The following is a 14,403-nucleotide window of genomic DNA, read 5'->3' as shown; positions in this document are numbered from 1 at the left end:
CTCTCCTTTTTTTATCCTACATGAATTTCCAATTTAGATTTGATTTCAGGGATGCTCATCATGTTCTCCAGTGTGACGATCGTCCGGGTTCCATCATCCAGCTGACCGACAATATCCGCCGCTCCCAGGAAAATATCAGCCTGAACCGTCTTTGCGGATGCCAGATCCGTATGATCCACCTCGGCCGTCTTCCCCATTTCCGTCAATGCTTTCTTCACATTCATCTCCATGATGAAGCTGCTTCCCAATCCGTTCCCGCATACAACCATGATTTTCATTCCGCTTCCTCCTTCGAATATTTATGAACGTACTCCATAAGGACCGATTTATCTGAAGTGCTTAAGATTTCTTCTATATTGGCTGGTTCATTCAATAATTGAGTGAGCTGGATCAATGCCCGCAGATGCGAATCGTTATCTACGGCCGCCAAAATGATAATCAGGCGAACCGGTTTATCCGGCGCAAAGTCCACGGCTTCATCCAATTTCAGCAAACTCATGGATAAAGACCTGACCCCCTGCTCCGGACGTGCATGGGGAATTGCCACTCCAGGCGTTATCACTACATATGGTCCATTCGTTTCTATGGCCTCGATCATGGCATCCACATATCGTTCTTCAACGGTACCTAAGTCAACGAGTGGCTTGGCCGCGACTTGAATGGCTTCTTTCCAATCGGAAACTTGCTGCTGTAATTGAATGGTTTGCATATTGAGCAGTTCTTCTAACACAGGCTTCTCTGCCTCCTTTAAAGAAAATTGGTTTATTTTTGGTTTGTGGGTATACACATTCGACTTCAAAGCCTTTTCAAGCTGATCCTGTTCATGGATGGTTGCATACTTGGAAATGATCTTTAATAAAGCTGCAACATCCACACTTTCCGTCGTATAGCCATACAATTCCTGCATGACCTGCTGGCGCAATGTATGTTTGTCCTGCATTTCCAAAATGGGCGGTACAACGAATAATGCCGCTTTTGTTCTCATATGCACTGTCGAGAAAACAAGATCGTACGACAATGGGTAATCAGCCGCATTTCTAACGGACAAAACATCCAGGAACAAAATATCAGGAAATAATTCCCTCAATGTATAAATGAGGATATTGCTGATGCCAATACCATTCGGGCATACGACAATCGCCCGTTTTCGATCATCCAATGTGGTCCCTTGCCTGCGCAGCCATCCTCCAAAATAGATCGTGAAATAGGCCACTTCTTCTTCTGATACTGGACAGCCAATCTCTTTCTCCAACACCCACAGGGATTTTTTTGTCAAATGATGCAGTTCGGGATAGACCTTCTGCACCCGTCCCGTCATCGGATTCATTTGCGGGAGACCATACCGCAGGCGATGATATGCCGGTTTAAAATGAACATATAATTGTTGGCATAGCTGCTCTTTGTCTTTCAGGTGAACAAATGCCAGCCTCTCGAACTCTTCCACGATTTCCTGCAAAAGGTGTTGAATGACTTCATCATCCTTAAGAGGGGAAATATCCTTCGTTCGATTCATGCTCAGTAAATGTAGGGTTGCGTACAAGTTTTCCGTTTCGCTCCATACTGATTGAAACGCATTCGTTCTGGTCATTTCCTCAACCAGTTTGTATTCTTTTGTCGCAACAAACGGCGCCCAGCTCTCGTCGGCCTGTAACTCTTCCCCTTTTCCTATGAGCTGATCTGCACATAGAAATAAATAGCTCAGTTCATGAAGCCGTTCATCCGTAAAGGTGATGCCCAATTTACTTTCGACCCTTTCAAGCTGTAACCGGATCGAACTGATTTGCTTTTCATGATTTCTCCATATGCACTCCATGATCCATTCACTATTGGGACTGTTCAGTACATCATGCACGAGACGTTCAATGATATATCTCTTTGTTCGGCTTTCCCCTATCAACACGTAGCCATCTTGTTTGGAATACTGGATCTTGAGCGATATGTCCCTGTTTTTCTCTTTAAGTCTTTTTAAATCCTTCAGCACCGTATTTCGCGAAACCCCGGTGATCGTCTGGAAATGATAGACGGACAATTCTTCTTGGCTTAACAGGATCATGAGGTAAAAAACCTTTTCCCTATCTGTCTCTGAAAATATATAATTGCGTTTTGTCAGTTTTACATTCAATTCTTCATCCCTGATTGTTTCAGAAAAGGAGTAGCCCATTTCACGATTATATTGAATCGGTTGATATCCATGAAATTGGAGCCAGTCATTCGCTTTGCTCAATCCATATTGAATTTGCCTTCTCGTCAGACCTGTTTGGGCTTCAAGTTCTTTCATTTTTGAAATGGGCGAATGCTGTAATAGTTTTAGTAAATTGGCGCTTCTTTCATCTAAAAACATTCTCAATCCCTCTCCCTGCTTCTACGATATCTCACTTCTTATTAAAAATGTAGCGTTTCTCAGTCCGAATGTTGTCATAGGTACTGCACAATAATATACTCTTTAAACATTTGTGCACAATACGGCAGGTAATCAGTTTTCAGTACAGGATATATTTGGAAGATGTGTACTTATACAGTTTGGAGGCGAGTGAGGTCATGAGGCCGAGGTATAAAAGGGAATCGGAGATGAAGCTGAGGGATTGAAATGAGCCGTTTTAAAGGGCTAAACCTAGCTTTCATCTAATCAAAATGAAAGGGAAATCAACGTTCATATTTTTACAAAACCTCAAGAAGAAGTAGCTTGATTTCAGAAATCCGCTCCCTTTCCGCCGACTGTCTGCCAAGCCTCCTCGACGCAAGCGTCTGTGGGGTCTCGGCTAGCCAGTTATTCGGCAGGAGTGTCGCAAATTTCTTCAATCCAATATGGTTTCGTCCCATATAAAACAATAAAAAAATCATGAAGGATAACCAAATTTTGTTTTAAAAGATTGGAACAGGAGTGTATTTAGGGGAGACCCCGCCCGCGGAAAGCGAGTGCCTGGACGGACAAATTGTGCTCATACTAAAAACTGTAGGCAAACCCGATTTTCATCGAGCTTGCCTACAGTCCGAGAGGGAACAAATATCCCCTCTTTATTCAATCGGTGCGTCATCTCTAAATCTGCTTGCTGAAGTCGCGCTGCGCTCCCCTATAGCTTCCGATGATATTTTGATAACCAGGAAGCTGGCTGGAAAGTAAAGCACCAAAACCTTCGACGTCGTTGCGCCAATCACGTTGTAATTCGCACGCTACGCTAAACCAGTTCATAAGCTGCACACCGCCATGGGCCATACGCGCTAGAGCCGCATCAGCTACCTGTTTGCTGACTGTTCCAGAAGCATCAGTTACGGCAAATACTTCATAACCAGCGTTCAAAGCGGAAAGTGCCGGGAAAGCAACACAGACATCTGTAACCACGCCCGCGATGATGAGTTGTTTTTTTCCAGTTTCTTCGATTGCTTTAACAAAGTCTTCATTATCCCATGCGTTAATTTGTCCAGGCCGAGCTATTTTTGGTGCGTGAGGGAAAAGTTCTTCCAATTCTTGCATGAGCGGTCCGTTTGGTCCGTTTTCAAAGCTTGTCGTTAAAATGACTGGTAAATCAAAAAACTTTGCGGTGTTGGCAAGGGCCATGACATTGTTCTTGAATTCATCAACGCCATAATCACGCACTAGCCCGGAAATAAGACCGGTTTGATGATCCACCAGAAGAACGGCAGCATCATCCTTGGAAAGACGGGAATAGAGATCAGACATTTTTAAAGTCCTCCTTTTATTAAAAGCTATCGAAGAAAGTTCATATGTAGGGAAAATCCCCCCAACTCCTTCATTGGTTCCAGTCAGTTTATAACTTAACTGACTGTTGCTATAAGTTTATCTATAAAACTTATAACCTGTCAATCATATATATAATAAGTTTTATTGATTAATCTATAATTGGAGTGTGATCGATCCAATGAATGAATTGTTGTAAATAACGCTCAAGATAACGTTTTGTTTGATCGTCAGTAAGCACTTTCCGATCAGAATCAATCTTTTTATGTACTTGCGAAATCAGCATTTTTTGAAATGGAAGAACATGAACTTGCATGGCTTCTAGTACTTGCCTGATTTGCATTTGAGCAAATGCAGTACCCATTCCTCCAGGAGTAGCTCCAATCAGGCCAACTGGCTTTTTGGTAAGAACAGCGGACTCCCGAGGTCTTGATGCCCAGTCCAATGCATTTTTTAATACGCCTGGCATTCCAGAATTGTACTCTGGACTTACGATAATGATACCGTCGACTTCCTGAATCGCTGATTTAAATGATGTCACTGTTTCAGGAAGCCCACTTATTTCTAAGTCTTCGTTAAACAACGGAAGATCATTAATTTCGATCCAGCGAAATTGATACGAATCAACCATATCTGTCAATGATTGAGCAATGATTCTATTATAAGAATTTTCCCGTAAACTGCCGCAAATAAGGCCGATGGTTCTGGTCATCTACTTCCCTCCCTGTTTGTCTCCCATAGTACCATAATATACCAAAACTAAAATAGTGACGTTATTCCTAATTACACGCTTGTATTTACTAAATTTGGATTAACTTAATATTGGGTTAAAAGAACTTCATATAATTAATGGATCATGCATTCTAAATAACATGCTTTAAGTTATATTGAACCCTCTTCCATTTTCTGAATATTTCCAACATACTATAAACTATAAGGCGATTGGGAGGAGTGCGTAAATGGATGAAAAGAAAGTTACATGGTTAGAGCTCTTTTATGATTTGTTATTTGTGGCGGCCGTTGCGGGCGCAACTCATGTTTTACTGCATGTTGAAGATGGATATATCCATCCAGAGTATTTATTAAAGTTCGTGTTGATTTTTATTCCTATCTGGTGGGCTTGGGTAGGGCAAACCATATTTATTAACCGGTTTGGAAAGGATGTATTTCATCAACGGCTATTTTTGATATTGCAAATGTTTTTTGTCCTAATCATGACATCAAGCTTATCTGCTGATTTTGATCCTTATTATCTTTCTTTTTTAATTGGTTATATTGGATTGAGAGCCGTGACTGCCATCCAATATCTTGTTGTACAGCGGATAGAAGATGGATTTCGAAAAAAGGCAGCACTCTTTTTGGGAAAGTATTTTTGGATTGGAATCTTCATTTCATTATTCTCCGTCCTTTTTGATTCTTGGCTTCGGTATGCTGTGTTGTATTTGGGCATCCTCATCGATATCATTGTCCCGATCCTTGGGAGAAAGTGCTTAGAAAAGGTTCCTACAAATACGGCCCACTTGTTGGAGCGCTTTGGTCTATTTACCATCATTCTCTTTGGGGAAGCTCTTGTCAGCACGCTTGCGGTAATTCAGCCTAAACAAGGAAATTGGGATTCGATAGCCTTTTCCATCATTTCATTTGCCCTGATAATAGCTATGTGGTGGCAATATTTCGATAACATGGAGAAAAAAGTCGACAAGTCTGTACAATCTTCCGGCCAAATCATCATTTACGGTCACCTGTTTATTTTAATGTCTATAAGCATGATTGCAGCAGCCATCAGATTATTGTTTTTACATGAGGTCCATTATTCATTTATCCTCTATTTTGTTTTTGGTTCCGTATTGCTCTATTTCATGTCAGCCACGTTTGTTTTCCACCAATATAGACATAAGCACCAGCGGTTGCAAATATATCATTTAGGGTTATTTTTGGGGATTTTAGCAGTCTTTTTTATTTTTAATTTGTTTGTCGGGGTACCGAATATTGTGATAATAGCCGAATTAACATTGTTCTTTATCATCTATGCTAAACTAACGACTACATAATAAAGGGATCAAAGAAACCAGTATCAAACGATAATACTGGTTTCTTCATTTGAAATCTGGAAATTTTTGCATTTGACACACACTTAGTTTATTCATAAACTGATTGGAACAAAGAAAGTATGAGGTGACATTCATGCATCCCTCCACATCTAATAATGAGGAAAGACTAGGTTTAATGTTATGGTTCCGGATCACACGAATATATAACCAGAGTATCCGGGAATCCAACCAACATTTAAAGAAATGGAATCTATCGGCAGCCCAATTCGATATCTTGGTTCAAGTGGGTTCCCATGAACGATTGTCTCAGCAAGAACTGGCAAACAAGCTTTTTGTGACGAAAGGCAATATCACTCAACTACTAAGGAAAATGGAAGAGTTGGGATTGATTAAACGGGAGCAGGAATGGAAGACAAAATACCTTTCATTGACTGATGAAGGAAAAGAGTTTTTTCATGAAGTCGTTCCAAAACAAGAGCATTTTCAGGCATCACAGTTTGCCAACTTGAATGAGACGGAAAAACAGCAGCTTTTGGATTTACTTAGTAAAGTTCAAAAATAAGAAAATCAGATCACCCGTTTGAAAGGTGATCTGTTTTTTTATTTTTGTTACTTCGGTTTTTTCATGAACAATGAAAGCACCACATTCACGATGGCGAAAATCAAACTAATTTTAAATACAAGTGATGAACCAGAAGCAGCAGCTGCCGGTAAATCATTTGCCACATCAGTTAAGTAGCCATTTTGCTTCGCAGAGAATAGCGAAACCATGACCGCTATCCCGATGCCCCTGATTATACAAACCGGTCTATTTGCAAATTTGAGTTTTTTTTGCCTCTCTAAATAACGATTTCACAACTTAGACAAACTTTTATTTTAATTTTTCTATTCGATTATCAGTTGACATTTTGTATACATATGTATACATTTAACACAAGATAAAAAATGTATACATATGTATACACGGAAAGAGGTCATAAAATGAGAGATGAAAAATTCAAAAAAGATGGACATCACGGTGGCAGGCATAAAGACCATGGTTCACACCATCGTGGCCCCAAAACGTTTCGCCGCGGAAGGGCAATTGCTTTTTTAGAGATGATGAATCTTAAACGTTCAACCATTATGGAACAGTTAGATAAACCAGAGTTTCAATCCATCAATCAAATCTTAGTCGGTGAATTGAAAGCAATTGATATGTTAATCAACGAGTTCATACAATTATTTGAAATACAAGAAAATGAAGCAGCCGATAAGAAAAGTGAAGAAAAGGAAACTTCCAATGAGAAAGGAATGGAAACGAATGAAACAAATTAACAGTTATATCGACTCAGTGTTTTATACCGGAGATGCCCTTTTGGAAGAAGTCATTTCGTCCATACAAGAAAACGGAATGCCGTCCATATCGGTATCCCCCTCATCCGGAAAACTTCTTACTATGCTTATATCCATTTCAGGAGCTAAAAATGTTTTGGAAATAGGCGCTCTTGGGGGCTATAGCGGGATCTGCCTTGCCAGGGGATTCGGCAGCGAAGGAAAATTAACTTCCCTTGAATTAAAGGAGGAATACGCAAAGTTAGCTTATCGCAATCTATCCAAAGCTGGATTTGGCAATCAAGTATCATATATGACCGGAGCAGCATTGCAAAGCCTTGAAAAACTCGCTCATGATAGCAGGAAATTTGATTTTTTCTTTATAGATGCTGACAAGGACAATTATGAAAATTACCTGCAATATTGCATTAAACTGGCAGAACCGGGTGCTTTAATCGTCATGGATAACGTACTTGCGAGGGGCAGTGTCGCAGATCCGGATGCTGAACCTAAACATTACACTGCATTTATGAAGGCATTCAATGAAAAGGTGGCCAATCACCCTCAATTGGAATCAATGCTAATTCCAATCGGTGATGGGCTGACCATTTCAAAAGTAATCGCGCAAACTCACGAGTAAAACAGCCAAACCCACGAGTAATCTGCAAACTCTCGTGTAAAGTGCGATTCTCGAGTAATGTGTGAATTCACGAGTAAAACTGCTTAATTCACGAGTAAACTGCTCAAATTCACGAGTAAATCGAGCAAATTCACGAGTAAAACAGCCAAACTCACGAGTATAGTCCGAATTCTTGAGAATATCGTTCAAATTCACGTATATATCGATCAAATTCTCGATTTATCGTTCAATCTCAAGTATATATCGACCAAACTTTCGATTTTATCGCTCAATCTCACGTTTATATCCATCAAACTCACGTATATATCGCCCAAATATCCTTTTCATGAAGAAAAAATAATATGAATTTCTATAATCTTGAATGAAAATGATTTTTATTATCAATAATAAATATGAAAGAAGGGTAACCAGTTGATGGTTACCCCGGATGATTTAAATTTCTGGATCAAATGTTTTGCAATCCGTTTCTTTGCTATTTGATGCTTGGTTCCCTTTATGGCTGACAACATAAATAGCATCTGCACTGCATTTGTTTCCAGAATCCCAGTATTTACAATTATTCACTTCACATAGTACATCTTTTGCCATCTTATCACACCTCCTCATTTGCTATCATTAACAAAGTTGGGGTTATTGATACTTTCCTTTTTCAGGTTTTGGTGTCTTAATTTAATTGAGGGCATTGCAACGAACAAAAATCCGGGCAGTTTCCGCCCGGATTTTTTATATGCTCATGCTGATCTTTTCAATAGTTCTGCTTGAGGGATTTTCCAAAGCTCCCGCCATTTTTTCAAGGCGGCAACCAGAATGATCAAGCCTAGGATTAACATGGTGATCGATAATATTCCGTTCAAGATGCTGAATCCTGCAGAGTCCGGGTTCAGGTATACGTTTTTCACCATCCAGTACCCTGCTACATTAACCGTTACATATAAGTAGGCAAGGGGTACGAGGCATGTCCATATATACCAGCGTTTGTCTGCGATTTTCAGTACGACGGTCGCACCGATGATGAGTCCAATCGAAGCCATGAGCTGGTTGGATACGCCAAAGAGTGCCCAGATCGAACCGATGTCCCCAGAGTAGAGCAGATATCCCCAGATAAAGCAGGCTAACGCACTGGCGAAGATGTTCCCCGGCAGCCAGTCGACTCGTTTTAATGGTTTATAGAACTCTCCGAAGAAGTCCTGGATTAAGTAACGGGCAACACGTGTCCCTGAATCGATTGCGGTTAATATGAACACTGCCTCGAACATGATGACGAATTGGAAGAAAAACGAAGCCAGTTTGTCAAAGAAGGGTATTTCGGTAAAAATATAGGTCATGCCGACAGCAAGTGTAACTGCCCCGCCTGTCCGTCCCTCCAGATTAATGCCGATTTCTTCACTGAGTTCGTCAAGGTGTACGGTTTCCATGCCTAATGTTTGAAATACTTCAGGTGTGGAGTTAATCGCAAAATAATCTCCTGGCTGCAGCGAAACCGCAGCAATCAATGCCATGATGGCAACGACACATTCCACAAGCATCGCTCCGAAACCAACGGATTTGATATCACTCCAACGGTTTAACATTTTTGGAGTTGTTCCTGATCCGACAAATGCATGGAATCCTGAAATCGCCCCACAGGCGATGGTTATTGAAATGAATGGCCAAACAGGACCGGCTACAATCGGGCCCCCGCCATTAATGAATTCGGTAAACGCAGGAAACTGGATTTCTGGATTCACTACGAAAACACCGATAATCAATGCGGCAAATACACCGATTTTCATAAAAGTACTCAAGTAATCACGAGGTGCCAGCAGCAGCCAAACAGGCAATGCGGCAGCGAAGAAAGCATAAATCGGCAAAATGATGGCAAGGGTGCTCGCCTCAAGTGTCAATAAGTCGCCAAGTGCCGTACCTTGAATGTTCGGCCCAAGTAAAATTGCGGCCATGATGAGCCCGAACCCGACGATTGTCGCCCCTTTCAGGTTGCCGGTTTTTTTATGATAAAGCCCTACACCCATGGCGATCGGAATGGTGATCCCGACAGCGAACGTCCCCCATGGATTGTTTTCCAAAGCATGCAGAACGACCATTGAAAGCCCTGCCATCGTGATCGTGATGATAAAAAGCATAGCGAGTCCTGTACAGAAGCCTGCAACAGGTCCAAGTTCTTCTTTCGCAACTTCCGAAAGGGATTTGCCGTCTTTACGCATCGACGCGAAAAGCACGACGGCGTCATGGACGGCTCCCCCGATTACAGCCCCGATCAGAAGCCATAATAAACTTGGCAAATACCCGAATTGTGCAGCAAGGATCGGCCCCACCAAAGGACCAGCCGCTGCAATGGCTGCAAAATGGTGGCCGAATGCCACCCATTTATTTGTTGGAACATAATCTTTTCCATCTTCTAATTTATGGGCCGGAGTCGGCTTGGAATCATCGAGTTTTAATACTTTTAGTGCTATGAATGTCCCGTATAAACGGTAGGCAATCATTAATATACAAATGGAGCCTATGACAATTGTAACCGCATTCATATTTGAACCCCCTCTATTACTTACATCGTAAAAAAATGATATCACAATGAAAGCGAATTCAATGGGTTTTCAAGTTATAATGCAGATATCGACGGATGGACTGCATTAGGAAGAAGCTAAAATGCAGAATTATGAAAATTTTTAAAAACCGATAAGCTGCTTTAGCTCCTTCACATACGTCCGGCTTACCGGGATGTTTGATCCGTCACTCATAATGAGATTATAAGTCGAGTTGAACCAAGGCTGTATTTCGGATATATGGATGACATTCACGATAAAACTGCGATGCACCCGTAAAAATGAGCGTTTATCGAGCTTCCTTTCAAGCACGATGAGAGGGTCGCCGATTTTATATTCATTTTCCCTGGTTTTAATGATCGTCTTTCCTTCCATGAGTCCTATGAACAAAATATGATCCCGGTCGATCAAAACGATCCGATCATCTATCACTACAGCCAATTTACCTGTCTGTTCCACCGCGGTTCGGCTGGCGGGAGCTGCTGTCCCGGATTCGTCTTTCCCGATTTGACGCTGCTTCATGAGCTTATCCAATGTTTGCCGTATCCTTTTTTCATTAAATGGCTTTAATAGATAATCAAATGCATATAACTCAAAGGCTTGGAGGGCAAACTCATCATAAGCGGTCGCAAAAATGAGCGATGGTGCGGGGTCAAGTTCCGCTAATTGCTTAGCCAAATGCAAGCCATTGCCATCTGCAAGCTCAATGTCCAAAAAGACAAGTTCAGGTTTAAGTCGGGAGATATCCCTCATGGCATCTTCTATCCCCTCGGCCTCTCCCACGACTTCAACTTGCCTGCTTCTCTTCAATAGATATTTCAATTCATCTCTTGCCAGTGGTTCATCCTCTACGATAAATGCTTTCATCATCGTTGCCATATGCTCCTTTTTCGTTGAGTGGTATTGATATTTTCACTTTTGTTCCGTGTCCCGCTTCACTTTCGATCGAAAGGCTGGCCTGACCTTTATAAATCCCTTCCAGCCGTTCACTGATATTATGAAGGGCCGTTCCGGTACCCTTAGCCGATTCTACAGCATGCTTGCCCAATTCATCTATTCTCCCGCTCGGAATCCCTTTTCCGTTATCCTCCACAACAATGCGCATCGCATCGTCTTTAAAGTATGCGTGGATGATGATTTGACCTTTGTTTTTCACATGTGGAAATGCATGGTGTACCGCATTCTCAACAAGTGGCTGCAATGTGAATGGAGGGAAGAGAACTTCCTTAAGCCTTGGCTCAATGCGATAGTCGATATGATATTTATCTGGAAAACGCGCCTGCTCCAGCGATAAATATGCGTTAACATGCTCTAATTCCTTTTCTAGCGGCACCAGTATTTGTCGGGCTCCTTGTAAATTAGAGCGAAAGAAGGCACTGAGCTCCTGCAATAAACTTCTTGCCTTCTCGACATCCGTCCGGCATAGAACGGATATCGTATTGATTGCATTGAATAAAAAATGAGGATGGACCTGTGCCTGCAATGCTTTAATTTCAGCATCTTTTAATAATTTCGTTTGCATTTCTGCTTTAGCGAGTTCCAATTGAGTGGAAAATAGTTTTGCCAAGCCCTCAGCTAACTCTTGTTCCACTTGGCTTAATTTATCCGGATGCTTGAAATACATCTTCAAAGTCCCGACCGTTTTCTGTCGGACCTGCAACGGCAGGACTACGGCCGCTTGCAATGGGCATTGATCATGAAAACAATAAATGTCCCTTTTTGTTTTGGCCACGATTATTTCCCCTTGTTCAAGGGCTTTTTTCGTTAAACCTGTCGCTATTCCCACCTTAGGGACATGGTGATCTGACGCAGCGCCAACATGGGCAAGCACGCTATGTTCATTGGTAATGGCCACGGCATCGGCTTCAGTCAGCCCCAAGATGATTTCGGCTATTCTCTTGCAAGAAGTTTGATTAAGACCTTGCCTGAAAAAGGGCAATGTTTGATCTGCAATCAAAAACGCAAGATTCGTTTGTACGGCCCGCGTCCGTGCTTCTTCCCTTGTGATCGACTGAATGATGAGCATGAATAATAAAGTCCCGAACCCGTTGATGATGATCATGGGAAGGCCGATTACTTGTACGAGCTCCCACGCCCTTTCAAATGGTTTCGTAGTCACCAGGATGATGCCCATTTGGATCGCTTCCAATGCCATGCAAATGGGCAGCGCAAACCAAGGGGTGATCGTCCCATGCTTTCGGCGCCTTTTTCCCAAAAAACCCGATAAGACTCCAGCCAAAATCGCGGCGACCGCACAAGCCCCCGCCGTAAAACCCCCAAGAAAATAACGGTGAAGCCCTGCAATCAAACCTACTCCCAACCCAACAAATGGTCCCCCCAGCAAACCGCCGATTGCCACTCCCATGATCCTTGTATTGGCAATCGCGTTATCGGGAGCAATCTCAGCATGCCAATCACCCTCTGGCATGGCATGGTTCCCGATTTCAATTCCTGTATAGTTACTTATGATGCCGAATGTTCCAAAAAGCGCGATAAACATGATTTTCTTCGACATTTCATGTTCATGGCCTATCATTTGCCGAAAGGGTTTCATATAAGAAAGCAGGAATGCAGCAATAACGATGATCCCCACTTTTTCAAACAGCGACGGTAATAAATCAACCAAAGCATTCACCCCATTTCTGGCTTTTTCATTCATCTTACACCAGCCATGAAATCCTTGTCGAATTTTGTTTTAGGTTAGGAGATGGGTGTATAAGCATTATTTTTAGAATTTCATCAATACTCTGTGTAAATAAGTTAGCAATTGAATAAAATCCAAACCCGATGTGCCGTATCATATCTGAAATAGCAATCGTCATTTTTGGAACCAATCATAAGGTAAAATAGTTTATTGTGAAAAGAGGAGAGTAAACAGGGTATATCATTTTAGGGACAAGTATGAGGTATGAATATGGAATTGAAAAATCAAACCATTTATATCAGTAAAAAAGTATTGAATAGTATTAAGAATTTCAAGTTTAATTTTGAAACTACTATATTTATCTTTGATAAAGAGCTAAATGTTTTATACTCTAAGAGTAATTTTGAACATAAAGATATATGTAATTTGGTTATAAAAGAATCTGTTGAAAATAATGCATTTGTTTTAAGTTCATTGCAAAATACTACCGTAAAAACCAAAAACCTAATCTCCGGTGAAGATTTTAGTGTTATATCTTCCCCGATTCTTGAAATTAAAAATAAGGAATTGCAAGGGTATATAGGTATAATCACAAAGGATGATAATGGGAATTTCGAAATGATTTCTGAAATGCTCGCTAATCAAATCTCCTACGAGTTACATGTGTATCGTGAGAAATTATCAATAGAAGAGATAATAAAAACAAATACATCATCTATAATCACCAGGGAACAACAACATGAAGTTGAATTGCGAATAATAAAAAATATAACACAAGGTCTCAAAGATAAAGAAATAGCTGATAATCTGAATATAAGTGTTTCTACAGTTCGTAACTATGTAAATAAAATGTTTGAAGAACTAGATGTTACCTCCAGATCACAATTAATCAGCTTGTACTATGAAAATAAATTGTATGAAATTCTTAATGAAATAAAGATTGAAAACCGCTTATTATAGTAACTTTAGGTCTGAATAAAAAGCAAAACCCCTCGTAGCCATACAAGGGGTTTTAATAACAAAATCATTTTTCCATTACAGGCTTATAGTGCCCTGGTATGTTTTGGGCTGAAATGGCCAATCGGTTCCAGCCATTGATCGTGATGATTATGGTAACGAGATCGATATATTGTTTCTCATCAAAATGAAGGCGGACCCTCTCATACAGTTCATCCGGTACACCGTTTGCAGAAATGGCCGTGACCGCTTCCGTCAATTCCAGCGCTGCCCTTTCCGAATCAGAATAAAATGGTGTTTCACGCCAAGCACTCAAACAGTAAATTCTTTGTTCCGTTTCACCCATTGCCCGGGCATCCTTTGTATGCATATCCAAGCAGTACGCACAGCCATTGATTTGAGACGCGCGAATTTTAATCAATTCGATTAATGTGCTATCGATTTCCGTTGTTTTCTTGTACTCCTCCAAACCCATCATTAATTTGACCACTTCACGATTTGTCTTCATGTAGTTAATCCGTTGTTCCATGTCTATCTCCTCCATAATCTTTTTAGGT

General features: G+C 41.1%; 16 protein-coding genes. 5 read left to right on the top strand and 11 right to left on the bottom strand.

Translation table 11 applies throughout. The annotated features are described in order from the left end of the window. Positions 1 to 11 precede the first annotated feature (11 nt). From ABC374_RS03250 to ABC374_RS03230, 5 genes are all read right to left on the bottom strand, one after another. A complete protein-coding gene (locus tag ABC374_RS03250; RefSeq protein ID WP_241591474.1) occupies positions 12 to 278 on the bottom strand; it encodes a PTS sugar transporter subunit IIB in 267 nt (88 codons plus the stop codon). Next, on the bottom strand, positions 275 to 2,341 hold the full coding sequence (locus ABC374_RS03245) for a BglG family transcription antiterminator (protein WP_413015890.1): 2,067 nt from the start codon (positions 2,339 to 2,341) through the stop codon (positions 275 to 277). The genes ABC374_RS03250 and ABC374_RS03245 overlap by 4 nt, the downstream gene beginning before the upstream one ends. A gap of 317 nt (positions 2,342 to 2,658) precedes the next feature. Further along, a complete protein-coding gene (locus tag ABC374_RS03240) occupies positions 2,659 to 2,841 on the bottom strand; it encodes a hypothetical protein (RefSeq protein WP_251542330.1) in 183 nt (60 codons plus the stop codon). Between the two features lie 196 nt (positions 2,842 to 3,037). Further along, positions 3,038 to 3,679, bottom strand: a complete 642-nt coding sequence (ycaC, locus tag ABC374_RS03235; protein ID WP_048681500.1) for an isochorismate family cysteine hydrolase YcaC — start codon at positions 3,677 to 3,679, stop codon at positions 3,038 to 3,040. A 169-nt stretch (positions 3,680 to 3,848) separates the two neighbouring features. Beyond that, positions 3,849 to 4,409 carry an NADPH-dependent FMN reductase gene (locus ABC374_RS03230; protein ID WP_350301507.1) on the bottom strand — a complete coding sequence of 187 codons (561 nt, stop codon included), beginning with the start codon at positions 4,407 to 4,409 and terminating at the stop codon, positions 3,849 to 3,851. 247 nt (positions 4,410 to 4,656) lie between these two features. Between ABC374_RS03230 and ABC374_RS03225 the strand changes: the two genes are divergently transcribed. Further along, entirely contained in the window at positions 4,657 to 5,748 is a 1,092-nt protein-coding gene (locus ABC374_RS03225; protein WP_413015887.1) for a low temperature requirement protein A, read from the top strand. A 133-nt stretch (positions 5,749 to 5,881) separates the two neighbouring features. Then, the gene (locus tag ABC374_RS03220; RefSeq protein ID WP_413015885.1) at positions 5,882 to 6,310 is read left to right on the top strand and encodes a MarR family winged helix-turn-helix transcriptional regulator; all 429 of its coding nucleotides are present in this window, start codon (positions 5,882 to 5,884) and stop codon (positions 6,308 to 6,310) included. Between the two features lie 47 nt (positions 6,311 to 6,357). Here the strand turns inward: ABC374_RS03220 and ABC374_RS03215 are convergent, their stop codons facing one another. Continuing rightward, entirely contained in the window at positions 6,358 to 6,519 is a 162-nt protein-coding gene (locus ABC374_RS03215; RefSeq protein ID WP_185149875.1) for a hypothetical protein, read from the bottom strand. 210 nt (positions 6,520 to 6,729) lie between these two features. Here ABC374_RS03215 and ABC374_RS03210 point away from each other — a divergent pair, with 210 nt between their 5' ends. Then, positions 6,730 to 7,065 carry a hypothetical protein gene (locus ABC374_RS03210; protein WP_230177164.1) on the top strand — a complete coding sequence of 112 codons (336 nt, stop codon included), beginning with the start codon at positions 6,730 to 6,732 and terminating at the stop codon, positions 7,063 to 7,065. Then, positions 7,052 to 7,702 carry an O-methyltransferase gene (locus tag ABC374_RS03205; RefSeq protein ID WP_350301502.1) on the top strand — a complete coding sequence of 217 codons (651 nt, stop codon included), beginning with the start codon at positions 7,052 to 7,054 and terminating at the stop codon, positions 7,700 to 7,702. Before ABC374_RS03210 ends, ABC374_RS03205 begins: the two co-directional genes overlap by 14 nt. A 432-nt stretch (positions 7,703 to 8,134) precedes the next feature. Here ABC374_RS03205 and ABC374_RS03200 read toward each other — a convergent pair whose 3' ends face one another. The 4 genes from ABC374_RS03200 to ABC374_RS03185 all read right to left on the bottom strand — a co-directional run bounded on the left by ABC374_RS03200 (position 8,135) and on the right by ABC374_RS03185 (position 12,871). Continuing rightward, positions 8,135 to 8,290 carry a DUF1540 domain-containing protein gene (locus ABC374_RS03200; protein WP_065310844.1) on the bottom strand — a complete coding sequence of 52 codons (156 nt, stop codon included), beginning with the start codon at positions 8,288 to 8,290 and terminating at the stop codon, positions 8,135 to 8,137. 143 nt (positions 8,291 to 8,433) lie between these two features. Further along, positions 8,434 to 10,227, bottom strand: a complete 1,794-nt coding sequence (gene cstA / locus ABC374_RS03195) for a carbon starvation protein CstA (RefSeq protein WP_063575196.1) — start codon at positions 10,225 to 10,227, stop codon at positions 8,434 to 8,436. A gap of 141 nt (positions 10,228 to 10,368) precedes the next feature. Then, a complete protein-coding gene (locus tag ABC374_RS03190) occupies positions 10,369 to 11,115 on the bottom strand; it encodes a LytR/AlgR family response regulator transcription factor (RefSeq protein ID WP_413015882.1) in 747 nt (248 codons plus the stop codon). After that, positions 11,087 to 12,871 carry a LytS/YhcK type 5TM receptor domain-containing protein gene (locus tag ABC374_RS03185; RefSeq protein WP_413020258.1) on the bottom strand — a complete coding sequence of 595 codons (1,785 nt, stop codon included), beginning with the start codon at positions 12,869 to 12,871 and terminating at the stop codon, positions 11,087 to 11,089. The genes ABC374_RS03190 and ABC374_RS03185 overlap by 29 nt, the downstream gene beginning before the upstream one ends. A 288-nt stretch (positions 12,872 to 13,159) precedes the next feature. On the opposite strand from ABC374_RS03185, the gene ABC374_RS03180 reads away from it, so the two are divergent. Next, positions 13,160 to 13,849: a response regulator transcription factor gene (locus ABC374_RS03180; protein WP_413015880.1), complete on the top strand. Its 690-nt coding sequence runs from the start codon at positions 13,160 to 13,162 to the stop codon at positions 13,847 to 13,849. A 64-nt stretch (positions 13,850 to 13,913) separates the two neighbouring features. Here ABC374_RS03180 and ABC374_RS03175 read toward each other — a convergent pair whose 3' ends face one another. Then, positions 13,914 to 14,375 (bottom strand): carboxymuconolactone decarboxylase family protein, encoded by a 462-nt coding sequence (locus ABC374_RS03175; protein ID WP_063235135.1) that lies wholly within the window; start codon positions 14,373 to 14,375, stop codon positions 13,914 to 13,916. Between the last annotated feature and the right edge of the window lie 28 nt (positions 14,376 to 14,403).

It is taken from the genome of Peribacillus phoenicis (assembly GCF_047238085.1).
Classification (GTDB): domain Bacteria; phylum Bacillota; class Bacilli; order Bacillales; family DSM-1321; genus Peribacillus.
This window is presented reverse-complemented; position numbering and strand designations above follow the sequence as displayed.

What these genes read in the sequence shown, in the direction of transcription:
- ABC374_RS03250 (WP_241591474.1), bottom strand. Translation starts at nt 278, where the DNA reads ATGAAAATCATGGTTGTATGCGGGAACGGATTGGGAAGCAGCTTCATC.
- ABC374_RS03245 (WP_413015890.1), bottom strand. Translation starts at nt 2,341, where the DNA reads ATGTTTTTAGATGAAAGAAGCGCCAATTTACTAAAACTATTACAGCAT.
- ABC374_RS03240 (WP_251542330.1), bottom strand. Translation starts at nt 2,841, where the DNA reads ATGATTTTTTTATTGTTTTATATGGGACGAAACCATATTGGATTGAAG.
- ycaC (WP_048681500.1), bottom strand. Translation starts at nt 3,679, where the DNA reads ATGTCTGATCTCTATTCCCGTCTTTCCAAGGATGATGCTGCCGTTCTT.
- ABC374_RS03230 (WP_350301507.1), bottom strand. Translation starts at nt 4,409, where the DNA reads ATGACCAGAACCATCGGCCTTATTTGCGGCAGTTTACGGGAAAATTCT.
- ABC374_RS03225 (WP_413015887.1), top strand. Translation starts at nt 4,657, where the DNA reads ATGGATGAAAAGAAAGTTACATGGTTAGAGCTCTTTTATGATTTGTTA.
- ABC374_RS03220 (WP_413015885.1), top strand. Translation starts at nt 5,882, where the DNA reads ATGCATCCCTCCACATCTAATAATGAGGAAAGACTAGGTTTAATGTTA.
- ABC374_RS03215 (WP_185149875.1), bottom strand. Translation starts at nt 6,519, where the DNA reads ATGGTTTCGCTATTCTCTGCGAAGCAAAATGGCTACTTAACTGATGTG.
- ABC374_RS03210 (WP_230177164.1), top strand. Translation starts at nt 6,730, where the DNA reads ATGAGAGATGAAAAATTCAAAAAAGATGGACATCACGGTGGCAGGCAT.
- ABC374_RS03205 (WP_350301502.1), top strand. Translation starts at nt 7,052, where the DNA reads ATGAAACAAATTAACAGTTATATCGACTCAGTGTTTTATACCGGAGAT.
- ABC374_RS03200 (WP_065310844.1), bottom strand. Translation starts at nt 8,290, where the DNA reads ATGGCAAAAGATGTACTATGTGAAGTGAATAATTGTAAATACTGGGAT.
- cstA (WP_063575196.1), bottom strand. Translation starts at nt 10,227, where the DNA reads ATGAATGCGGTTACAATTGTCATAGGCTCCATTTGTATATTAATGATT.
- ABC374_RS03190 (WP_413015882.1), bottom strand. Translation starts at nt 11,115, where the DNA reads ATGATGAAAGCATTTATCGTAGAGGATGAACCACTGGCAAGAGATGAA.
- ABC374_RS03180 (WP_413015880.1), top strand. Translation starts at nt 13,160, where the DNA reads ATGGAATTGAAAAATCAAACCATTTATATCAGTAAAAAAGTATTGAAT.
- ABC374_RS03175 (WP_063235135.1), bottom strand. Translation starts at nt 14,375, where the DNA reads ATGGAACAACGGATTAACTACATGAAGACAAATCGTGAAGTGGTCAAA.